The sequence below is a fragment of the Citrobacter sp. CFNIH10 genome (assembly GCF_002934585.1).
Taxonomy (GTDB): domain Bacteria; phylum Pseudomonadota; class Gammaproteobacteria; order Enterobacterales; family Enterobacteriaceae; genus Citrobacter_A; species Citrobacter_A amalonaticus.
The window spans coordinates 4,573,640-4,594,421 of record NZ_CP026216.1 but is presented as its reverse complement, the minus strand read 5'-3'; the positions used below and the strand labels follow the sequence as shown (position 1 = coordinate 4,594,421).

Here is a 20,782-nt window from a genome sequence, read left to right as displayed (position 1 = left end):
GCAGTCAGGAAAAAGACTCATGGAACAAGCGCATACTCAACTTATCGCGCAACTGAACGAACGTATTTCAGCGGTGGATAATACCCCACTGTATATCAAGTTTGCCGAAACGGTGAAAAATGCCGTGCGCAGTGGTGTGATTGCGCATGGCAACATTTTGCCTGGCGAACGCGATCTCAGTCAGTTAACGGGCGTTTCGCGCATCACGGTGCGCAAAGCGATGCAGGCGCTGGAAGAAGAAGGCGTGGTGACGCGTGCTCGCGGCTACGGCACGCAGATCAACAACATCTTTGAATATTCGCTGAAAGAGGCGCGTGGGTTTTCTCAACAGGTGGTGCTGCGCGGGAAAAAACCGGACACCTTATGGGTCAACAAACGGGTGGTTAAGTGTCCGGAAGAGGTGGCGCAACAGCTGGCGATTGCCGCCGGCAGCGATGTGTTTCTGCTTAAGCGCATCCGCTACGTTGATGAGGACGCGGTTTCTATCGAGGAGTCGTGGGTACCCGCGCATCTTATTCATGATGCCGATGAAATTGGCATATCGCTGTACGACTATTTCCGCAGCCAGCATATCCATCCCCAGCGCACGCGCTCACGGGTGAGTGCAAAGATGCCGGATGCTGAATTCCAGTCGCATATCCAGATGGACAGCAAAGTGCCGGTGCTGGTGATCAAACAGGTAGCGCTTGACCAACAGCAGCGGCCCATCGAGTACAGCATCAGCTACTGCCGAAGCGATTTATACGTCTTTGTGTGCGAGGAGTAACGCCTCGCGAAACGGCGCACAGTCACCGCCGCGATGTCCTACCACCCACGATGCCACGGCGTTGCCGAGCAGCACGGCATCCGCCAGCGACCAGCCCGACGCCAGCCCGGCCAGCATGCCGCCCGCGTGGCTGTCACCGGCGCCAATCGTGTCAACGACCGTTGTCGGGAAGGCGGGGACGCATCCGGAAGATTGCGCGCTGAAGTACCAGGCGCCTTCTTTGTCATGGCGCACGATTAACGGCGCAGAAAATTGCTTCACCCATTGCGCACCTAAGTCTTCCACATCCTGGCTGAGACCAAACCGCTCCGCCGCGATTTCGGCTTCCTGACGATTGAGCGACACCAGAGGGCGACAAGCCAGAATGCGTGACATCAGTGCATCAGGAATATCGCCAATGCGCGGGCCAAAATCGATAAACGGCATAACGCGATCCAGCCCTTCCAGCCACTGCACCAACAGCTCGCCGCAGGGTGAGGAGAGTTGATAGCCCGAAAGATAAATCAGGCTGTCAGGTGGGATGGTGAGCTGGGCCAGCCAGTCGGTATTCCACTGGTTCTCCACGCCGCTGAATGACATAAACGTGCGCTCGCCATCCGGTTCGACCAGCGCAAGGCACCAGCCGTTGTCACCTTGTGTGGTCTCGATGAGGCTGTGTAACCCTTCTTTCGCCATCCGGTTACGAATGATCTCGGCCCATACGCCCTGGCCCAGCGGCAGGGCGTTACCGGCATCAATACCCAGCCGTTTCAGCGCCACGGCGATGTTCAGCGCGCAGCCGCCGACGTTAACGCCTTGCTGTTTCAGTTCAATGTCACACCCGCGCCAGGGCAGGGCATAGGCATCAGCGATGACATCGATGACCGCCGCGCCGATAACCGTGACCGGATGGCGGGTCGTTAACCCCGGCAACAGTTCGGCTAAACGTGAAGTGTTCATGACGCCTCCCGACGTTGGCGCAGACGAGCAAGCGCCGTCGCATAGCGGTTGAAATCGAGCTGATTGACCGTATCCAGCTCTTGTTTCCATACCGGGTTGATGGCACCTATACCCTGCAACGCGCCGCAAATGGCCGTTGCCATTGCTCCAATGGTATCGGTATCGCCGCCGAGGTTGGCACACAAAATGGCGCAGCGATTGGGATCCGTTTGCGCCAGTTCGACCATCGCGATGGCGCAGGCCACCGATTCGATCGTGCTGGTTCCGGCGCCAATCACCTGATACAACTGTTCGCTGGCCGCTTCGGCTCCGTCAGCATTGCGCACAATTTTCAGCGCCATCTCCAGACGCGCACAAAGCGATGCGCTGAACGTAGTAATGCGCTTTTGCTGGGCGTGCAGGGCGATGGCGGGAAGCGAGTCAACAATTGCGGCCCAGGAATCACCCTCAATCGCCCGTGAAATCGCCCATGCCACCACCACCGCACCGGCGATAGCCAGATCGGATTTGTGCGTCGGGCTGGAGGCCAGCGCGATATCCTCAATAAACGTATCCAGATCGCGGGCGGGCAGCAGGCATCCCAATGGCGATACGCGCATGGCCGCGCCGTTGGTGACGCCGTTATTCTCCAGTTCTGCTACCGGTTTCCCGTCGCGAATCGCGTTCAGGGCGATTTTCGACGTCGGCCCGAGAACGTTTTTATTGAAGGCGTCAAAGCGCAACGCCCAGTCGAGAATGTTCCGTCCAATCAGGTCCGGGTCGATCTCGCCGTCGCGTTCCAGCAGAGCATCCGCCAGACAGAGCGCCATTGAGGTATCGTCGGTAAATTCTGCGCGGCCAAAATAACAGGCCGCATTATTTTCTTTTGGGCCCGGCAGAAAGCGGTCAATCCAGCCAAAGTGTGCTTTGACGCGGGTTCTTGGCCACAGTTCTGACGGCATACCCATCGCATCCCCTAACGCCTGCCCGTAAAGAGCACCGAGAATACGTTCTGCTTTCATTTTACTTCCCCTTGTGTCAACGCAGTCTCGCGAACTTCAATAGCGGTAATTTCTTTGTCCGATTCGCGAAAGAAAATCATGAATAGTACGGCTATCACGGCGATCATCACCGCCCCGAATGTCCACATGCCCGCCCAGTTGAAGGTCAGGCCATTGACCGGCTCCGGATAAGCAAACATTTTTTCCATCATCACGCCGCCGAGACGGTAGCCCAGCAGGCTGCCGAAGCCCTGACAGCAGAGCGTAATCAACCCCTGTGCGGCGGTACGCATATGCACTGGCGCTTTTTTATCGACGTAGATGTACGCCGTCACGTAATAGAAGTCATAGCTCACGCCGTGCAGCAAAATACCGAGGAACAGGAGGGCATAGGTGAAATATTCGTCTGCGCTGCCGTAGATGAAAAAGCCGTAGCGAATCGCCGCGGTGATAAGACCAAGTAGCAATACCTTCTTAATACCAAAGCGTTTCGTAAAGAAAGGCAGCGCCAGCATAAAGAAGATTTCGGAGAACTGACCGAGGGTCATCCAGCCGGTGGCGTTTTTCATCCCCACTTCGGTCAGATACCCATTGGCGAAGATGTAATAGAACGCCAGTGGCATCGCGAAAAGGAACGAGCAGAAGAAAAAGACGAGGAAGTTTTTATCACGCAGCAGGATCAGCGCATCCAGGCCCAGCATGACTTTGACGTCCATCTTGCCGGTGCTTTTCGGCGGGGTATCCGGCAGAAAGAAGGCAAACACACCCAGCAGCGCAGAGCTGGCCGCCGTCACCAGCAGCGGGATGTTGGTTGGCGAGATGTCATTATAGCCCAGCATCTGTGGCAGGAATCCACAGGCGAGACCAGAGGCAATCCAGCCGATGGTGCCCATTACGCGGATGCGCGGGAAGTCACGCTCCACGTCCGGCACGTTAGCAAACGCGATGCTGTTGGTCAGCGCAATGGTTGGCATATAGGTGAGCGAATAGGCCAGCAGCAGTGGGAAGAATCCACCGAACGTCGTCTGCTGAGCGGCAAAATACATCAGTACCGCACCGGCGAACATCAGTACTGCCAGCACTTTTTGCGCCGAGAAGAAACGGTCGGTCAGCGAGCCCACGAGGATCGGCGACAGAATTGCGGCGATCGCCGTACAGGCATAAGACCAGCCAATCTCACCGGCGGTAAAACCACTTTTACTCAACCAGAGCCAGAGCGGAACAAACCAGGCTCCCCAGATAAACCATTCAACGAACATCATGAACGACAGTTTCACTGTAGTTTTCATCTTTAAATCCTTCATGACAGGTAAGGTACGCCATGACAGTACCATTTAATGATACCTTTTAAATACCTTTGAGGTGAAACCTTGACCGTCTTAACACTTTATCGTCAGTGAATCGTGCCAGCAGATAGCGCTGAAAAATCCCCGAAAGATGGAAAAAATGGTCGGTCGGTACCAGACTTATGGCTGCCCGCAAAACGCGGGTCAGGACAATCCACATTCCGACGCATTCGGAACTTACGGGAGCATAACTATGACTGATATTGCGCAGTTGCTTGGCAAAGACGCCGACAGCCTCTTACAGCATCGTTGCATGACCATACCCTCAGACCAACTCTATCTGCCCGGACATGATTACGTCGACCGCGTGATGGTGGACAACAACCGTCCGCCTGCGGTACTGCGTAACATGCAGACGTTGTATAACACCGGGCGTCTGGGGGGAACGGGTTACCTGTCCATTTTACCGGTCGATCAGGGAGTGGAACACTCGGCAGGGGCGTCGTTTGCCGCCAACCCGCTCTATTTCGACCCGAAAAACATCGTTGAACTGGCGATCGAAGCCGGATGTAACTGTGTGGCCTCAACCTATGGCGTACTGGCTTCCGTCTCGCGTCGTTACGCGCATCGCATTCCGTTTCTGGTGAAACTCAACCATAACGAAACCCTCAGCTATCCGAATACCTACGACCAGACGCTGTATGCCAGCGTAGAGCAAGCGTTCAATCTGGGGGCGGTGGCCGTAGGCGCAACCATCTACTTTGGTTCAGAAGAGTCACGTCGGCAGATTGAAGAGATTTCCGCCGCCTTTGAACGGGCGCATGAGCTGGGTATGGTCACCGTACTGTGGGCCTATCTGCGAAATGCCGCGTTCAAAAAAGAGGGCGTCGATTACCACGTCTCCGCCGACTTAACCGGGCAGGCGAACCATCTGGCGGCAACGATTGGTGCGGATATCGTCAAACAGAAAATGGCGGAAAATAACGGCGGATACAAAGCCGTGAATTATGGCTACACCGACGATCGCGTCTACAGCAAACTGACCACAGAGAACCCGATCGATCTGGTGCGCTATCAACTGGCAAACTGCTACATGGGGCGTGCCGGGTTGATTAACTCCGGCGGCGCGGCAGGCGGCGAAACTGACCTGAGCGACGCGGTACGTACGGCGGTAATCAACAAACGTGCAGGCGGGATGGGGTTGATTCTGGGTCGTAAAGCTTTCAAAAAATCGATGGCTGACGGCGTGAAATTGATCAACGCCGTGCAGGATGTCTATCTCGATAACAAAGTGACGATTGCTTAACGCAGTAGCGGGCAATCTGGCGGCAGTCGACACCGCAATGCAGCGGGCAGGATTTCGATATGAAATTCCTGTCCGCTCAGCGGTTCGCCATCAAGATTAAAGGTAATGTCATGCGGTGCCCGGATATCAAACCAGGCCGAAGCGCCGTCGATGATATTGGGGTTTTCCTCCTGTGGTTTCAGGGTGGAAAATAGCGCGGGCAGGATCTCTTCCCCGGTGAAAATCCGCAGTTGCAGCAAACCGTCGTTGATCAACGCATTCGGACACAACTGCTGACCGCCGCCAGCCTGACGCCCATTACCAATCCCAATCACCAGCGCATCACCCTGCCAGTGGAAGTTCTCACCACGGATTTCGCAACGGTCCGGTTTTAGCGTATCCATGCGCATCAGGCCGTGAATGATGTATGACACGCCGCCCAGCGCCGCTTTCAGTTTTTCCGGCGTCTCGGTGGTGATGCGCGTACCAAAACCACCGGTTGCCATATTGATAAAACAGGTTTTATCGTTGACTTGCGCCATATCAATCTCAATGGCGTTACCGACAATCGCCAGCTTCAGCGCCTTATCTAACTCCTCGGGGATCCCGACGCTGGTGGCAAAGTCATTGGCGGTGCCCAGTGGCAGAATGCCCAGTGCGGGAATATCGGCCCCCTCACACTGGATCAGCGCTGTCGATACTTCGTTAATCGTGCCGTCACCGCCGCCGGCGATCACCGTTTCAACGCCCAGACGACGAGCCTCTTCGACATAGCGCTGCGCATCGCCTTTTTCCCAGGTAACGCGAACGTGAATCTCTACTCCTTCGTCACGGAGCAGCCCAATGGCGTCCCGCAGTACGGGGTTATCAGCACTTTTACCATTCAGAATCAATACGCTGGAGGGAAAATGATCCATTCCTTTTTTGCCTGTTTGTTTTTGGAATCTATGAAGAAAGTGTATAGCAGAAACGAAAAGGGGAGGTCAGAACAGGCTTAAAATACGCACACAATATACGATTCAGGCCGCAAAAAAATAAGCCTGCGTAAGGGAGATTACGCAGGCTAAGGAGGTGGTTCCTGGTACAGCTAGCATTTATGGGTTATGTTTTTCAGCGAAACGGATAATACCCTTAATGAACGAAGCGGTATGTGATCGGTTTCTAAGATTCCTCCTGGCGTGAAAAAATAACCCTGATTAACTATTTAGCGTGCGGATTTCGCGTCGATTCGCCGGAAAAATTGCGCATTAACAGTGCATAATCTAGCATCAGATCCTGTGGAACAGGGATCCATACGGTATAACCGTCCCCCGGCGCCACTGGCATTGGCTCGCCTTTGGCGTTTTCCATCTGCGCTAACGTGAAGTTCACGTTGCCCTGTGGAGTCATCAGTTCCAGGCTGTCGCCGACGGAGAATTTATTTTTCACTGCCACGGCCGCGAGGTCGCCATTGCGCTCACCGGTAAACTCACCCACGAACTGCTGACGCTCGGATACCGAGTAACCGTATTCGTAGTTCTGATAATCGTCATGGGTGTGGCGACGCAGAAAACCTTCGGTGTAACCACGGTGCGCCAGACCTTCCAGCGTTTCCAACAACTGCGGATCAAACGGCTTACCGGCAGCGGCGTCGTCAATCGCTTTACGATAAACCTGTGCGGTACGCGCGCAGTAGTAGAAGGATTTGGTGCGGCCTTCAATTTTCAGCGAGTGCACGCCCATCTGCGTCAGGCGTTCAACGTGGGCAATGGCACGCAGATCTTTCGAGTTCATGATGTAAGTGCCGTGCTCGTCTTCGAACGCGGTCATGTATTCGCCCGGGCGCTGGGCCTCTTCAATCATAAACACTTTATCGGTTGGCGCGCCGATACCCAGCGTCGGCTCCACGTTTTGTACCGGAATCGGCTCGTATTTGTGGACGATATTACCGACCACATCTTCTTTGCCTTCCTGTACGTTATATTCCCAGCGGCAGGCGTTGGTACAGGTGCCCTGGTTCGGGTCGCGCTTATTGATGTAACCGGAAAGCAGGCAGCGACCAGAATAGGCCATGCACAGTGCGCCGTGAACGAAGATCTCAATCTCCATCTCCGGTACCTGGTTGCGGATCTCTTCAATCTCTTCCAGCGACAGTTCGCGCGACAGAATCACACGGGTCAGCCCCATCGATTGCCAGAATTTTACCGTCGCCCAGTTCACGGCGTTGGCCTGGACCGAGAGGTGAATCGGCATTTCCGGGAAATTATCACGTACCAGCATGATAAGACCCGGATCGGACATGATCAGGGCATCCGGACCCATTTCCACCACTGGCTTCAAATCGTGGATAAAGGTTTTCAGCTTCGCATTGTGCGGGGCGATGTTGACCACCACGTAGAATTTTTTCCCCAGCTCATGGGCTTCATTAATGCCGCGCTGCAGATTCTCGTGGTTGAATTCGTTATTGCGCACGCGCAGCGAGTAGCGCGGCTGGCCCGCATAGACGGCATCTGCGCCATAGGCGAAAGCGTAACGCATATTTTTCAGCGTTCCCGCCGGGGAAAGGAGTTCCGGTTTAAACATAATGTTCTCGTTCTGATGACAGGTCAGATCCGCTTCACCTGATGAAGCGGCTAGAGGAGAGTCCTCACGTTAAGGGCGGGCATTGTAGCGCTGCGGGCAAATGAGGTAAAGGAAAACGCCGGGCCCGATAACGTGGCGTTATCGGGCCACTATTTGCGCTACCGTGTCAGACAATCCGGCAGGCATCCGCTTCCCAGCGATAGCCGACGCCATACACTGCACGGATAAACGACTGCTCTTCGTCAAGCGCTTCCAGCTTGCGACGCAGGTTTTTGATATGACTGTCGATGGTGCGGTCGGTCACCACGCGATAATCATCATAGAGATGATTCAGCAACTGCTCACGGGAAAACACTTTCCCCGGTTCGTGAGACAGCGTTTTCAGCAGGCGGAACTCCGCAGGCGTCAGGTCGAGCATTTTATTACGCCAGGAGGCCTGGAAACGGCTTTCATCGACGATCAGCGGGCTTTCGGCGTCCAGTTGCTGTAATTCACGCTGCGGCTTACAGCGGCGCAGAATGGTCTTCACGCGGGCGACCACTTCGCGCGGACTGTAGGGTTTGCAGATGTAATCATCCGCACCAATTTCCAGCCCCAGCAGGCGGTCGATCTCCTCAATTTTGGCGGTGACCATCACGATTGGCACCTCGGAGAAACGACGGATTTCGCGACACAGGGTCAGGCCATCGGTACCCGGTAGCATCAGATCCAGCAGGATTAAATCCGGCGGCGTCTGGCGCACATAAGACAGTACCTGATCGCCATGGCTAATCAGCGTCGGGGCATAGCTCGCGGCGCGCAGATAGTCGATAAGTAACTGTCCCAGCTTGGGTTCATCTTCCACAATCAGAATGCGTGGCGTGTTTTCATCAATGGGTAACTCAGTCATACGTCTCTCTGTAAATCGCGTTCCAGCGGTAATTCTACTGTAATGCTTACCCCGCCAAAAGGCGAATGGGCAGCGTGGATGCGGCCATTGTGGGCCTCGACGATGTTGACACAGATCGCCAGACCCAGTCCGGACCCTCCGCTGGCGCGGTTGCGCGATCCTTCGGCGCGGTAGAATCGCTCGAACAGTTTCTTAAGCTGATCGTCACTGACGCCCGGCGCGGAGTCGGCGAAGGTGATCAGCACGCGCTTGTCGCGCTGCTCTGCGCTGATACGTAAGCTGCCGCCGCTGTCGGTGTAACGAAGGCTGTTTTCTAACAGGTTGTTGAATAACTGCATCAGGCGATCGCGATCGCCGAACACGGTAACGCTATCGGGCAGGGAAAACTGTAGCGTCAGATCCCGGCTGGCAAAACGTTCGCGGAATGCGCCGCCCGCCACTTCCAGCAGTGGGATCACGTCGACGGTAGTTTTTTGGTAGGCCAGCGCGCCTTCGTCAGACATCGAAAGCTGGTGCAGATCGTCGACCAGTTTGGTCAGTGTCCCCACTTCCGCCTGTAACGAGGCCACCGATTCCGGCGTGAATTTTCGCACGCCGTCCTGAATCGCTTCCAGTTCACCGCGCAGGACTGCCAGCGGTGTGCGCAGCTCATGCGAGATATCGGCCATAAAATCGCGGCGCATCTGCTGATTCTTTTCCAGGGTACTGGCGAGCTGGTTAAAGTCCTGCGCCAGTTTGCCCAGCTCATCGGCGCTGGTGGCGGCAACACGGGTGGTGAAATCCCCCGCAGCCAGTTTGTGCGTGCCTTCGACCAGCCGTTTGACCGGGGCCAGCAGTCCGCGCGCGAGTGGAAAGGTCGCCAGCGCTGCCAGCAGGGTTGAGAGCGCCACAATCAGCCAACTGGTGCGCCGCTGCTGTTTATCGAAATTAATGTCGGTGTTACGCGTCAGACGTTCAACAGGGGAGGCAATGACGGCGCCGACCTCCTGACCGTTAACCAGAATGGGCCGCCGCGTGCCGTCTGCGGGAACCGGGCCGCGCGGGCCAACCATGACATGCGCATCCTGGTCCACCACCCAGAACTGCGTGCGCCAGCCGTGTGGCGGCATACCAGGGCCTTGTTTATCATCGTCTTTGTCATGTTCAAAGGAGCGGAGGATCTGAAACACAAAGCGGTCATTATTGCGCAAAAAGCGCCAGCTGCCGTGCTGTTGGTACTGTTCACCTAACGCGTCGCTGAGCATGGTCAGACGCTGCTCGTTGCCGTTTTTGATGTAGTCAATGAACCCTCGCTCGAAGCTGACGCGCACCGCCCAGTGCATACTGATCAACAACACAATGCAGGTGGCGAAAATCGCCAGAAACAGTTTGCCGGTAATGCCGGGTCGCCAGAGCTTCATCAGGTTCTCCTTTTGCGTCGCGCAATGACGACATTTTTATGGGTATCGTTTGGGACGCGGGCAAAGATCACGGCGGGCAACGCGATGATAAAAGCCATGCACAGCCAGGTGTACATAAAGACGGTATGCGACGTTCCGCTATCCACCGTAATCTGTTGCTGCCCGAACATCCCTAGCAGCAGACCAGCAACGGTGACGCCGATACTCATTGAGAGTTGCATAATCATCGACAGCAGGCTGTTCCCGCTGCTGGCCAACTCATCCGGCAGATCTTTCAGGGTCAGGGTGTTCATGGAGGAGAAACGCGTCGAATTGACCATGCCCTGAACAAACAGCACCAGCGGCAGCACGTAATACCAGCCCAGCAGCGCAGTGGACATAAACAGCAGGGTTACCACCGACAACCCAAGCGTCGTGGCGACCAGCACCCGACGGTAACCAAAGCGGTTAACCACCTGTACAACAATGCGTTTCATGCCCATGCTACCCAGCACCATCGGGATCATCATCAGCCCGGCGTGAAACGGGGAAAAGCCGAGACCAATCTGCAAAAAGACCGGCGTCATGAAAGGCAACATGCCGCTGCCGATGCGTCCGGCAAAGCTGCCGAACAGCCCCAGCGAGAAGGTTGGCGTGCGGAACAGGTGGAGACTGAACAGCGCTCGCGGGTTAGCTTTGGCGTGTTTCAGGTAGAGCAAAATGGCCGCCACGCCGCACACTACCAGTGCACCGAGCGCGAACGACGACATCCCCATCCCTTTGCTGCCGTCCAGCGCGATGGTCAGAACCGCCATCCCCGTCGCCAGTAGCAGAAAACCCGAGAGATCAAAGCGTCGGGTTTGCATGGTGTAGTTGGGCATCAGCAGCAGCGTGGCGATCGCGCCGACAATACCGACCGGCAGATTAATCAGGAAAATCCAGTGCCAGGAGGCATATTCCACGAGGATCCCGCCCAGCGCCGGGCCCAGCAACGGGCCTATCTGACCCGGCAGCGTGACAAACGTCATCGCCGCCATGTACTGTTCGCGCGGGACAATCTTCATCACCGTCAGTCGACCGACCGGTACCATCATGGCACCGCCAACGCCCTGTAACACCCGCGCCATGACCAGTTCATTGAGCGTGCCGGAACCGGCACAAAACAGCGAGCCCAGGGTAAACAGCACAATGGCGGTAAAGAAAATATTCCGCACACCGATTTTGTCTGCCAGCCACCCGCTGGCAGGCAGCATGACCGCCACGGTCAGCACATACGAAACCACGACCATGTGCATATGCAGCGGGCTTTCCCCGAGGCTTTTTGCCATCGAGGGAAGCGCGGTATTGACGATGGTGGTATCCAGCGACTGCATAAAGAAGCCGAATGCCACAATCCACAGTTGCCAGCGGGTGCTGTTGGGAAGTTCTGTCATGTCTCTGTTATCGGTTTACGGTGTTTACGCGAAAAACGCAGCCGCAGACGGTCGAAGAAGAGGTACACCACCGGAGTGGTATAGAGTGTTAACAACTGGCTCATCACCAGACCGCCGACAATGGTAATCCCCAGCGGCTGACGCAGTTCAGAACCGTCACCGCCGGAAAGCACCAGCGGCAGCGCGCCAAACAGCGCGGCCAACGTGGTCATCATAATCGGGCGAAAACGCAGCAGACAAGCCTGGAAAATCGCCTGTTCTGGCGTGAGGTTGCCATGCCTTTGCGCCTCCAGCGCAAAATCGACCATCATGATGGCGTTTTTCTTCACGATGCCAATTAAGAGCATGATCCCTATCAGGGCGATGAGGCTGAACGGGGCATCGAAAATCTCCAGCGCTAAGAGCGCGCCCACCCCCGCGGAGGGAAGCGTGGAGAGGATGGTTAGCGGGTGGACATAACTTTCATACAGCATGCCAAGCACAATATAGACCGTGGCGATCGCGGCAATAATCAGGATCACCTGGGAATTCATGGTTTCCTGGAAGACCTGCGCGGTCCCGGCAAAACTGCCGCGCACGGTAGACGGCACGCCCAGTTGGGTCATCGCCCGATTAATGGCGTCACTGGCTTCTGACAACGAGGAACCCGTAGGCAGGTTGAAAGAGACGGTGGACGCTGCCGACAGCCCCTGATGATTCACCGACAATGGCGCGTTCGCCGGTTGCCATTTGGCAAACCAGGAGAGCGGAATCGCCTTACCGTCACTGTTAATGACGTACATTTTCTCCAGCGCGCTGATGTCCTGGGTGTAAAGCGGGTCGACTTCCATCACCACTTTATATTGGTTCATCGGCTGATAGATGGTGGAGATCTGCCGCTGACCAAAAGCGTTGTTTAACAGGCTGTTTGCCGCCTGCACGTCAATACCCAGGCGCGCCATGGTTTCACGATCGTAGGTAAGATTCATCTCCGCGCCGTTATCCTGTTGATCAGAGTTGACGTCCGCCAGTTGGGGCAGGGCGGCTAAGGCTTTACGAATCTTCGGTTCCCATTCGCGCAGCGCCGCCAGATCGTCTGACAGCAAGGTGTACTGATAGCTGGCATTGGACTGGCGTCCGCCGACACGAATATCCTGCACTGCCATCAGGAACAGATTGGCACCGGGCTCTTTTGCCAGTTTCACCCGCAGACGGTCGATCACCTGCTGCGCGGTCTCCCGGCGTTCATCACGGGACTTAAGGGTGATAAACATCATCCCGCTGTTGACTCGCGAGCCGCCGGTAAATCCGGTGACATTATCCACTGCCGGATCATCGCGAATAATCTTCATAAAGTCCTGAAGCTTACCGCGCATCGCCTGAAACGAGATGCTCTGGTCAGCCTGAATCCCGCCCATCAGTACGCCGGTGTCCTGTTCCGGGAAGAAGGTTTTCGGAATCGAAATGTAGAGCCAGATATTCAGCGCAATAGTGCCGAGCAGCACCACGCCGACCAGTCGCGTATGGTTGAGCACCCATTTCAGCGACTTACCGTAGCCCTGTTGCAGCGCGACCAGCATGCGGCCAAATCCGCGCAGCCGCTTCTGTTCTCGAGGCTGGCTGGATTTTAGCATCCAGCCGCACATCATCGGGGTGAGCGTGAGCGACACCAGCAGCGAGATACCAATCGCCACCGACAGCGTGACGGCAAATTCACGCAGTAATCGTCCCGGCAGCCCGCCCATCAGCAGCAGCGGCAGGAACACGGCGACCAGTGACAGACTCATGGACAGCACGGTAAAGCCCACTTCACGCGTGCCCTGAAGCGCGGCCTGCAAAGGTTTCATTCCGGCTTCCAGGTGGCGCGAGATATTTTCCAGCACCACGATGGCGTCATCGACCACAAAGCCGGTGGCGATGGTCAGCGCCATCAGCGACAGGTTATTGAGACTGAATCCGCACAGATACATCGCGGCAAAGGTGCCAATTAACGAAACCGGAACCGCCACGGCGGGGATCAGCGTGGCGCGTCCGGATCGCAGGAACAGAAAGACCACCAGAATGACCAGCGCCACGGAAATGACCAGCGTCTGCTCAACTTCCTCCAGCGAGGCACGGATGGTCGGCGAGCGATCCTGCGCGATTTGCATATTAATCGACGCCGGGATGGTGGACTGCAACTCCGGGAGTCTGGCCCGAATGCTGTCGACCGTCTGGATAATGTTGGCTTCCGGCAGTTTGCGGATCATCAGCAAAATCGCCGGCTTGGCGTTGGTCATCCCGGCGTTGCGGACATCCTGTACCGAGTCCGTCACCGTGGCGACATCACCCAACCGTACGGCGCCGCCATTGTTGTAGTGAATCACCAGTGGCTGATATTCCGCCGCCGTTTTGAGTTCGTCATTGGTCTGGATCTGCCAGCGGTGCGTGGAATCTTCCAGCGCCCCTTGCGGTTTGCGCACGTTGGCGTTGCTGATAGCGGTGCGTACCTCATCCAGCGAGACGCCCTGGTTAAACAGCGCCTGCGGATTCAACCCGACGCGCACGGCGGGCAGCGAGCTGCCGCCTACGTCGACGTCGCCGACACCGTCGATTTGCGCGATGGTCTGTGCCAGTTGGGTTGAGGCGAAGTCGTAGAGCTCACCTTGTGAGTATGTCTCCGAGGTTAGCGTCAGAATCATGATCGGCGCGTCGGACGGATTGGCTTTGCGGTAAGTTGGGCGGCTCGGCATACCACTTGGCAGCAGACTTTGCGCCGCATTTATCGCGGCCTGCACATCTCGCGCCGCGCCGTTGATATCGCGATCGAAGTTAAATTGTAAAATGATGCGCGTGCTGCCGAGGGAACTGCTTGAAGTCATCTCACTGACGCCGGCAATGCGCCCCAGTGAGCGCTCCAGCGGCGTTGCGACGGATGACGCCATGGTCTCCGGCGAGGCTCCGGGCAGCGAGGCACTGACCATAATCACCGGAAAATCAACCTGCGGCAGCGGGGCGACAGGCAACAGTCGAAATCCCAGCACGCCGCAGAGCGTGATGGCGAGAGAAATTAAAATCGTCGCCACCGGGCGGTAAATGAAGAGAGCGAAAAACTTCATTTACGCCTCCTCTTCCCGGTGAGAGAAGCGGTTTTTCATATACAGTGACAGGCGGTCAAACAGCAGATAGATAACCGGGGTGGTGAACAGCGTCAGCACCTGGCTGACCAGTAAGCCGCCCACCATACCGATCCCCAGCGGACGGCGCAGTTCTGCCCCCACGCCGGTGCTCAGCATCAGCGGTAGTGCGCCCAGCAGTGCCGCAAGCGTGGTCATCAGGATCGGACGAAAACGCAGCAGACAGGCCTGGAAAATCGCCTCGCGCGGCGCCATCCCTTGTTCGCGCTCAGCGGCAAGGGCAAAGTCGATCATCATGATGGCATTCTTCTTCACAATGCCGATCAGCAAAATAATGCCGATAATGGCGATCACGCCGAGTTCACTACCGGCAATCATTAGCGCCAGCAGCGCGCCGACTCCAGCCGTGGGCAGCGTAGAGAGAATGGTGATTGGGTGAATAAAGCTTTCGTACAGCACGCCGAGCACGATATACATCGCCACCACCGCCGCGACAATCAGCCAGATGGTGCTGCTCAGCGCCGCCTGGAAGGCGAGGGTGCTACCCTGGAACTGAGTGGTGATATCCACTGGCAGATTCAGCGTTTTTTCGCTGTCCAGAATCGACTGGACCGCATCGCCCAGCGAATAACCGTCCGGAACGTTGAACGAGATAGTGGTGACCGGGAATTGATCCAGATGGTTAATCGAGAGCGGCGCAAAGCGTTGTTCAACCTTAGCGATCGCGCTGAGCGGCACCATGCCGCCGTCGCTGCTGGTCAGACGGATTGAATCCAGCGCCGCCAGTCCAGGCGTCGTTTCCGTATTGTGTTCCAGCACCACGCGATACTGATTCGCCTGAGTGTAGATCGTGGAAATCAGGCGCTGACCGAAAGCGTTATACAGTGCGTTATCGACATCCGCCATGCTGATCCCTAGCCGACTGGCGCTGTCGCGATCGACATTCACATACGCCACCAGCCCCTGATCCTGCCAGTCGCTGCTGACGTCAGAAAGCTGCGGCAACGCCTGTAGTTTTTCCATCAGTTGCGGCACCCAGGTGCTGAGGGCATCCAGCGAGGTGGCCTGCAGCGTGAACTGATACTGCGTGCGGCTGACCTGTGTATCGATCGTCAGATCCTGCGTCGGTTGCAGATACAAGTCGACGCCCGGCACTCTCGCCACGGCGTCCTGCAAACGGGCGATCACTTTCTGGACGCGGTCATCACGTTCGTCGAGCGGTTTCAGGTTGATTTGCAGACGCGCGCTGTTCAGCGACGGGTTGGTGCCATCGACGCCCACGAAGGCGGTCAGACTCTCAACCGCCGGATCTTTCAGTATCACGTCCGACACCTGCCGCTGGCGCTGGGCCATACTGGTAAAGGAACTGGACTGCGGTGCCTGCAACGTGCCCTGAATGATGCCGTTATCCTGGATCGGGAAGAAGCCCTTCGGAATAAACACCCACAGCATGATGCTTAACAGCAGGGTGCCGAGCGCCACGCTCAGCGTCAGCCACGGATGGTTCAGCACCTTCGCCAGCCAGTGTCCGTAACCGGCAATCACCCGGTCAAACATTTTCTCCGATGCGCGGGAGAAGCGGTTTTGCTTACGCAGTGACTCCTGGCTCAGCATTCTGGCGCACATCATCGGCGTCAGGGTTAACGACACCACGGCAGAGATTAAAATCGCCACTGCCAGCGTCACAGCAAATTCGCGGAACAGACGTCCGACGATATCGCCCATGAACAGCAGCGGGATCAGGACCGCAATCAGCGAGAAGGTCAAGGAGATGATGGTAAAACCGATTTCTCCGGCTCCTTTCAGCGCGGCTGTCAGCGGCTTTTCCCCTTTTTCGATATAGCGCGAAATGTTTTCGATCACCACAATCGCATCATCCACCACAAAGCCGGTGGCAATGGTCAGCGCCATAAGCGTCAGGTTGTTGATGGAGAAATCGAGAAACACCATTACCGCAAACGTGCCGATCAGCGACAGCGGGACGGCGACGCCCGGAATAATGGTGGCGGGAATATTGCGCAGGAACAGATAGATAATCATCACAACCAGCGCAATAGCCAGCATGAGCTCAAACTGCGTGTCGCTGACCGAGGCGCGGATGTTAGTCGTGCGGTCAGACAGTACCGTCACGTTTACCGATTTTGGCAGGCTCTCTTTAAGCTGTGGCAACATCTGATGAATGCTGTCCGCCGTTGAGATGATGTTCGCGCCAGGCTGGCGCTGGACGTTCATCACAATAGCCTGTTCTTTATTTGCCCATGCGCCGAGCCAGCTGTTTTCCGCCCCTTGTTCTACGGTCGCGACATCGCCCAGACGAACCGGCGCGCCGTTCTGGTAAGCAATAATGAGCTGACGGTATTCGTCGGCAGACTGCATCTGATCGTTCGCCGAGAGCGTCACCGCGCGGGTGGGGCCATCAAGGCTACCTTTGGCGGAGTTGACGTTTGCGCCGGTAATCGCCGTGCGGACGGTTTCACTGGTCAGGCCCAGCGCGGCAATGGCCTGTGCATTGAGCTTCACGCGGACCGCCGGACGTTGACCGCCGGAGAGCGTCACTAACCCGACGCCGGAGACCTGGGAGATTTTCTGCGCCACGCGGGTTTCGACCATGTCTTCGACCTGGGTCATCGGCATGGCGGTAGAGGTCACCGCCAGCGTCATGATCGGCGGATCGGCAGGGTTGACCTTGCTGTAGACCGGCGGGTTCGGCAGGTCGCTCGGCAGCAGGTTGGTGGCGGCGTTAATGGCCGCCTGAACTTCCTGTTCGGCCACATCCAGCGGCAGGGTCAACTGGAACTGGAGCGTCACCACCGACGCGCCGCCGGAACTTTGCGACGACATCTGTTTCAGCCCGGACATCTGGCCGAACTGGCGTTCCAGCGGCGCGGTGACCGCAGAGGTCATCACATCCGGGCTGGCGCCAGGATACAACGTCACCACCTGAATGGTGGGATAGTCCACCTCCGGTAGCGCGGAGACGGGCAGAAAACGATAGCCGATGATCCCGGCGAGGAGAATCGCCACCATCAGCAGCGTGGTGGCGACAGGACGCATAATAAACAGGCGCGACGGGCCGCCTGTGCTGCTCGGAGGTAACACCTGCATCAGGAGCGCGCTCCTTTCTGACCGTATTCACGGCTGGTGGCTTTTGTATCGGTGGTGACGGCGGCTTGCGCTTCCACCACTTCCACTTTCGCCCCTTCCGTCAGGCGGTCAATCCCGTCGGTGACGACGCGGTCACCGGCCGAAATCCCGGCGCTGATCACCACCTTCTGACTGTCCTGAATGCCCGTTTTGACCAGATGCTTACTGACTTTGTTTTCATCGTTCAGCACCCAGACGAAGTGTCCTTCGTTGCCCATTTGTAGAGCGGCTGTCGGGATCACCACGGCGTTTTGTTCCGTGTCGACCAGCATCCGGGCATTCACAAACTGATTCGGGAACAGCGCGTCATCCTGGTTATCAAAGCGAGCTTTTACTTTGATCGTCCCGGTCGTGACGTCGATCTGGTTGTCCAGACTCAGCAATACGCCCGCGCTGAGCTTTTTCGAATTGGTGCGATCCCAGGCTTCAACAACCAGCGGTTGTCCGCTTTTTTGCGCCTGCACGACGGTGGCGATATCGCTTTCCGGTAGGGTGAAAATCAGGTCGATGGGATGCGTCTGGGTGATCACCACAATACCGTTGGTATCACCACTGGAAATCTGATTGCCGACATCTACCTGTTTCAGACCAACCCGACCATCAACCGGTGCGGTGATGCGGCTCCAGTCAAGTTGTAGCTGCGCGCTGGCGACGCTGGCCTCATCGGCCTTAATCGTACCTTCGGATTCGCTCACCAGCGCCTGCTGGGCGTCCAGCTCCTGGCGGGAGACTAAGTTGCTTTTGACCAGTTGCTGGTAACGAGCCAGATCGCGACGCGCGTTAGCGAGGGTGGCTTTGTCTTTCGCAAGGACGCCCTGCGCCTGTGCCAGTGCCACTTTAAACTGGCTGGGATCGATCTCCGCCAGCAGGTCACCGGCTTTAACCTGTTGACCCTCCTGGAAATGAAGCGCCAGTAGTTGTCCATCCACGCGGCTACGTACGGTGACGGTGTTGGCTGCGGTCATCGTGCCCAGACCGGTGAGATAACGCGGAACGGCCTGCTCCGTGGCGGTCGCGGCCTGTACCGGCGCGAGTGGACCTGAGCGCATACCACGACGACCTGCGCCAGCCGTGGGTTTCGCTTGTCCGGTTGCGCCGGGCGCGCTGCTCTGCGGTTCGCTCCGGTTCTGCCAGAATCCGTATGCGGCGATGGCGGCGATGACCACCACGATGGTGATTACCCAGCGGGATTTGTGACTGCCTTTCATCGTTATGAGTTTCTCATCCTGAAACGTTTCGCGGAATGATACTAGTTTAGCCAGCCATCAAGGGAGAAAAATGGAGGAATTATGAAAACCTGTACGGATTCATCCGAATGGCGGCGCGCTTTGCGAGGCGTTACGCAACAATCATCGCTGAAAAAGGCGCATGAAAAATTGTGCGCTACAGTGGCGGCACGGCAAAAAGGAGGTAAGCCATGGATTTCAGCAGGACGCTGAAACGGGAAAGCCCCTCCCGAGGAAGGGGCCAAAATAAGGAAAGGGTTATGATGAAGGTAGTCATCATACTGGTGATACTCTTAGTCATTAGCTTACCGGCTTACTAAGACACCAGGGGGAGGGGAAACCCTCCCTTACCCTCACTCCTGAAACTAAGCCACATGAACCTTAATGTCAATCCATCTGCGTTCAGCTTGCGAGGCGTTTAGCGGAATACCACCTCAGCCCAACGCGCCAGACCGGCGGTGACGGAGCCGAAGTCATCGCCACCGGCAATGGGAATACCCGGCAGTTTGGCGGCCAGCGCTTTTTTGATCAGCGGCGAGCGTGCGCTGCCACCGGTCAGATAGATGACGTCTGGCTTTTCCTGGGCGTTATCCAGCGCCAGTTGCACCTGTTCCAGTATCCGGGAAAGCGGCTGATCCAGCGCGTTCTCCAGCCCCTGTTGGCTGATGACGGCGGCCAGATCGTCGCGGATAAACGGGAGCGCTGCATTAACTTCGGCTTGTGCAGACAGCGTAATTTTGCTCTCTTCGGCGCTGCGGACCAGCCGATAACCGAGACGCTGACGCCAGACTTTCAGCAGCAGCGCCACCTGTTCCGGTTCGCGGGCATCGCGTACCAGGTCGTTCAGCAGACGCCCCGTGGCGCTGCTGTAGAAATCGCTTTGTGCCGGAACGTCGTTGATCGCCACCGCGTTCCACCACGGGAGCACCGGTAGGGCGATCCCTTTCTCGGTTTCGCCCCCCATCCCCAGCAGCGGCATCAGGTGTTTAAACGCCAGCGCGATATCCAGATCGTTCCCGCCAACGCGACAGCCGCTGTGACCCAGCAGGCTGGATTCGCGGTCAGCGCGGTGATGCCATTGTGGCCCCATCAGCAGTAACGAACAGTCGGTGGTCCCCCCGCCGATATCCACCACCAGGACGCGTTTCTCTTCCTGTAATGTCGCTTCGTAATCCAGTCCCGCCGCCACCGGCTCATACTGGAAAACGACATCCTGAAAGCCAGCTCGTTTTGCCGCTCGTTCCAGAATACCCTGCGCCTGGCTGTTCGCCTCATCGCCGCCTAATCCCTGGAAGTTAATGGGACGTCCGATCACGGCCTGGGTGATGGCTTCGGGGAGCTGGTTTTGTGCCTGTTGACGAATGTGTAGCATCATTGCGCAGACTAAATCTTCGAACAGCGCGACCTGTTGCGGTTTTAATCCGCTGGCGCCGAGGAAGGATTTCGGCGACTTAACGAAGTACACCTCTTCCGGGTCATCAATATAGTGTCCAAGCGATGACAGGCCAAACTGTACGCTGCTGGCGTGAACGTCAATGTCCTCGTCGCGATTGAAGCGAATGGCCCGACGCAACAGCGCCTGCGTTTCATCGTCTGGTGTCGGAACATCATGATGGCGGTAGAGCCATTCGCTCACCGATTCACGCGTCGGCGCGCAAAGCATGGAAGGCAGCAGCGTACTGCCATTTTCCATTTTCAGCAGTTGCGGCTTGCCGTCGCGCATGACGGCGACAGAACAGTTAGCGGTACCGTAATCAAATCCAATAAACACCTTGAAAATCCCCATGCCAGTGAAGAA

General features: G+C 56.8%; 15 protein-coding genes. 3 read left to right on the top strand and 12 right to left on the bottom strand.

The annotated features are described in order from the left end of the window. Positions 1-19 precede the first annotated feature (19 nt). Positions 20-766 (top strand): GntR family transcriptional regulator, encoded by a 747-nt coding sequence (locus C2U53_RS26465; protein WP_043000160.1) that lies wholly within the window; start codon positions 20-22, stop codon positions 764-766. On the opposite strand, the gene C2U53_RS26460 is transcribed toward C2U53_RS26465, so the two are convergent. Genes C2U53_RS26460 through C2U53_RS26450 form a run of 3 tightly spaced genes read right to left on the bottom strand, consistent with a single transcriptional unit; the run spans position 740 to position 3,974 of the window. Then, entirely contained in the window at positions 740-1,705 is a 966-nt protein-coding gene (locus C2U53_RS26460; RefSeq protein WP_043000161.1) for a PfkB family carbohydrate kinase, read from the bottom strand. The two genes, C2U53_RS26465 and C2U53_RS26460, sit on opposite strands and share 27 nt — an antisense overlap. Continuing rightward, positions 1,702-2,706, bottom strand: a complete 1,005-nt coding sequence (locus tag C2U53_RS26455; protein ID WP_104446705.1) for an ADP-ribosylglycohydrolase family protein — start codon at positions 2,704-2,706, stop codon at positions 1,702-1,704. The genes C2U53_RS26460 and C2U53_RS26455 overlap by 4 nt, the downstream gene beginning before the upstream one ends. After that, entirely contained in the window at positions 2,703-3,974 is a 1,272-nt protein-coding gene (locus C2U53_RS26450; protein ID WP_044326947.1) for a nucleoside permease, read from the bottom strand. Before C2U53_RS26450 ends, C2U53_RS26455 begins: the two co-directional genes overlap by 4 nt. Positions 3,975-4,224: 250 nt before the next feature. Here C2U53_RS26450 and fbaB point away from each other — a divergent pair, with 250 nt between their 5' ends. Further along, positions 4,225-5,277, top strand: a complete 1,053-nt coding sequence (fbaB, locus tag C2U53_RS26445) for a class I fructose-bisphosphate aldolase (protein WP_043000164.1) — start codon at positions 4,225-4,227, stop codon at positions 5,275-5,277. On the opposite strand, the gene yegS is transcribed toward fbaB, so the two are convergent. From yegS to C2U53_RS26405, 8 genes are all read right to left on the bottom strand, one after another. Continuing rightward, positions 5,274-6,173 (bottom strand): lipid kinase YegS, encoded by a 900-nt coding sequence (gene yegS / locus C2U53_RS26440; RefSeq protein ID WP_043000165.1) that lies wholly within the window; start codon positions 6,171-6,173, stop codon positions 5,274-5,276. The two genes, fbaB and yegS, sit on opposite strands and share 4 nt — an antisense overlap. A 283-nt stretch (positions 6,174-6,456) precedes the next feature. Then, on the bottom strand, positions 6,457-7,818 hold the full coding sequence (yegQ, locus tag C2U53_RS26435) for a tRNA 5-hydroxyuridine modification protein YegQ (RefSeq protein ID WP_104446704.1): 1,362 nt from the start codon (positions 7,816-7,818) through the stop codon (positions 6,457-6,459). Positions 7,819-7,984: 166 nt separating this feature from the next. Then, positions 7,985-8,707: a two-component system response regulator BaeR gene (gene baeR, locus C2U53_RS26430; protein ID WP_043000167.1), complete on the bottom strand. Its 723-nt coding sequence runs from the start codon at positions 8,705-8,707 to the stop codon at positions 7,985-7,987. Beyond that, a complete protein-coding gene (baeS, locus tag C2U53_RS26425) occupies positions 8,704-10,107 on the bottom strand; it encodes a two-component system sensor histidine kinase BaeS (protein ID WP_043000168.1) in 1,404 nt (467 codons plus the stop codon). The genes baeR and baeS overlap by 4 nt, the downstream gene beginning before the upstream one ends. Then, positions 10,107-11,519: an MFS transporter gene (locus C2U53_RS26420; RefSeq protein ID WP_043000169.1), complete on the bottom strand. Its 1,413-nt coding sequence runs from the start codon at positions 11,517-11,519 to the stop codon at positions 10,107-10,109. Before C2U53_RS26420 ends, baeS begins: the two co-directional genes overlap by 1 nt. Beyond that, complete coding sequence (gene mdtC / locus C2U53_RS26415; protein ID WP_104446703.1) at positions 11,516-14,596, bottom strand: multidrug efflux RND transporter permease subunit MdtC; 3,081 nt, start codon at positions 14,594-14,596, stop codon at positions 11,516-11,518. The genes C2U53_RS26420 and mdtC overlap by 4 nt, the downstream gene beginning before the upstream one ends. Then, complete coding sequence (gene mdtB, locus C2U53_RS26410) at positions 14,597-17,719, bottom strand: multidrug efflux RND transporter permease subunit MdtB (RefSeq protein WP_043000171.1); 3,123 nt, start codon at positions 17,717-17,719, stop codon at positions 14,597-14,599. It lies immediately after the preceding gene. Beyond that, positions 17,719-18,966 (bottom strand): MdtA/MuxA family multidrug efflux RND transporter periplasmic adaptor subunit, encoded by a 1,248-nt coding sequence (locus C2U53_RS26405; protein WP_090049727.1) that lies wholly within the window; start codon positions 18,964-18,966, stop codon positions 17,719-17,721. The genes mdtB and C2U53_RS26405 overlap by 1 nt, the downstream gene beginning before the upstream one ends. A 278-nt stretch (positions 18,967-19,244) precedes the next feature. On the opposite strand from C2U53_RS26405, the gene C2U53_RS30145 reads away from it, so the two are divergent. After that, complete coding sequence (locus C2U53_RS30145) at positions 19,245-19,304, top strand: type I toxin-antitoxin system Ibs family toxin (protein WP_105887528.1); 60 nt, start codon at positions 19,245-19,247, stop codon at positions 19,302-19,304. Between the two features lie 98 nt (positions 19,305-19,402). On the opposite strand, the gene yegD is transcribed toward C2U53_RS30145, so the two are convergent. Next, complete coding sequence (gene yegD, locus C2U53_RS26400; RefSeq protein WP_104446924.1) at positions 19,403-20,755, bottom strand: molecular chaperone; 1,353 nt, start codon at positions 20,753-20,755, stop codon at positions 19,403-19,405. Positions 20,756-20,782 lie beyond the last annotated feature (27 nt).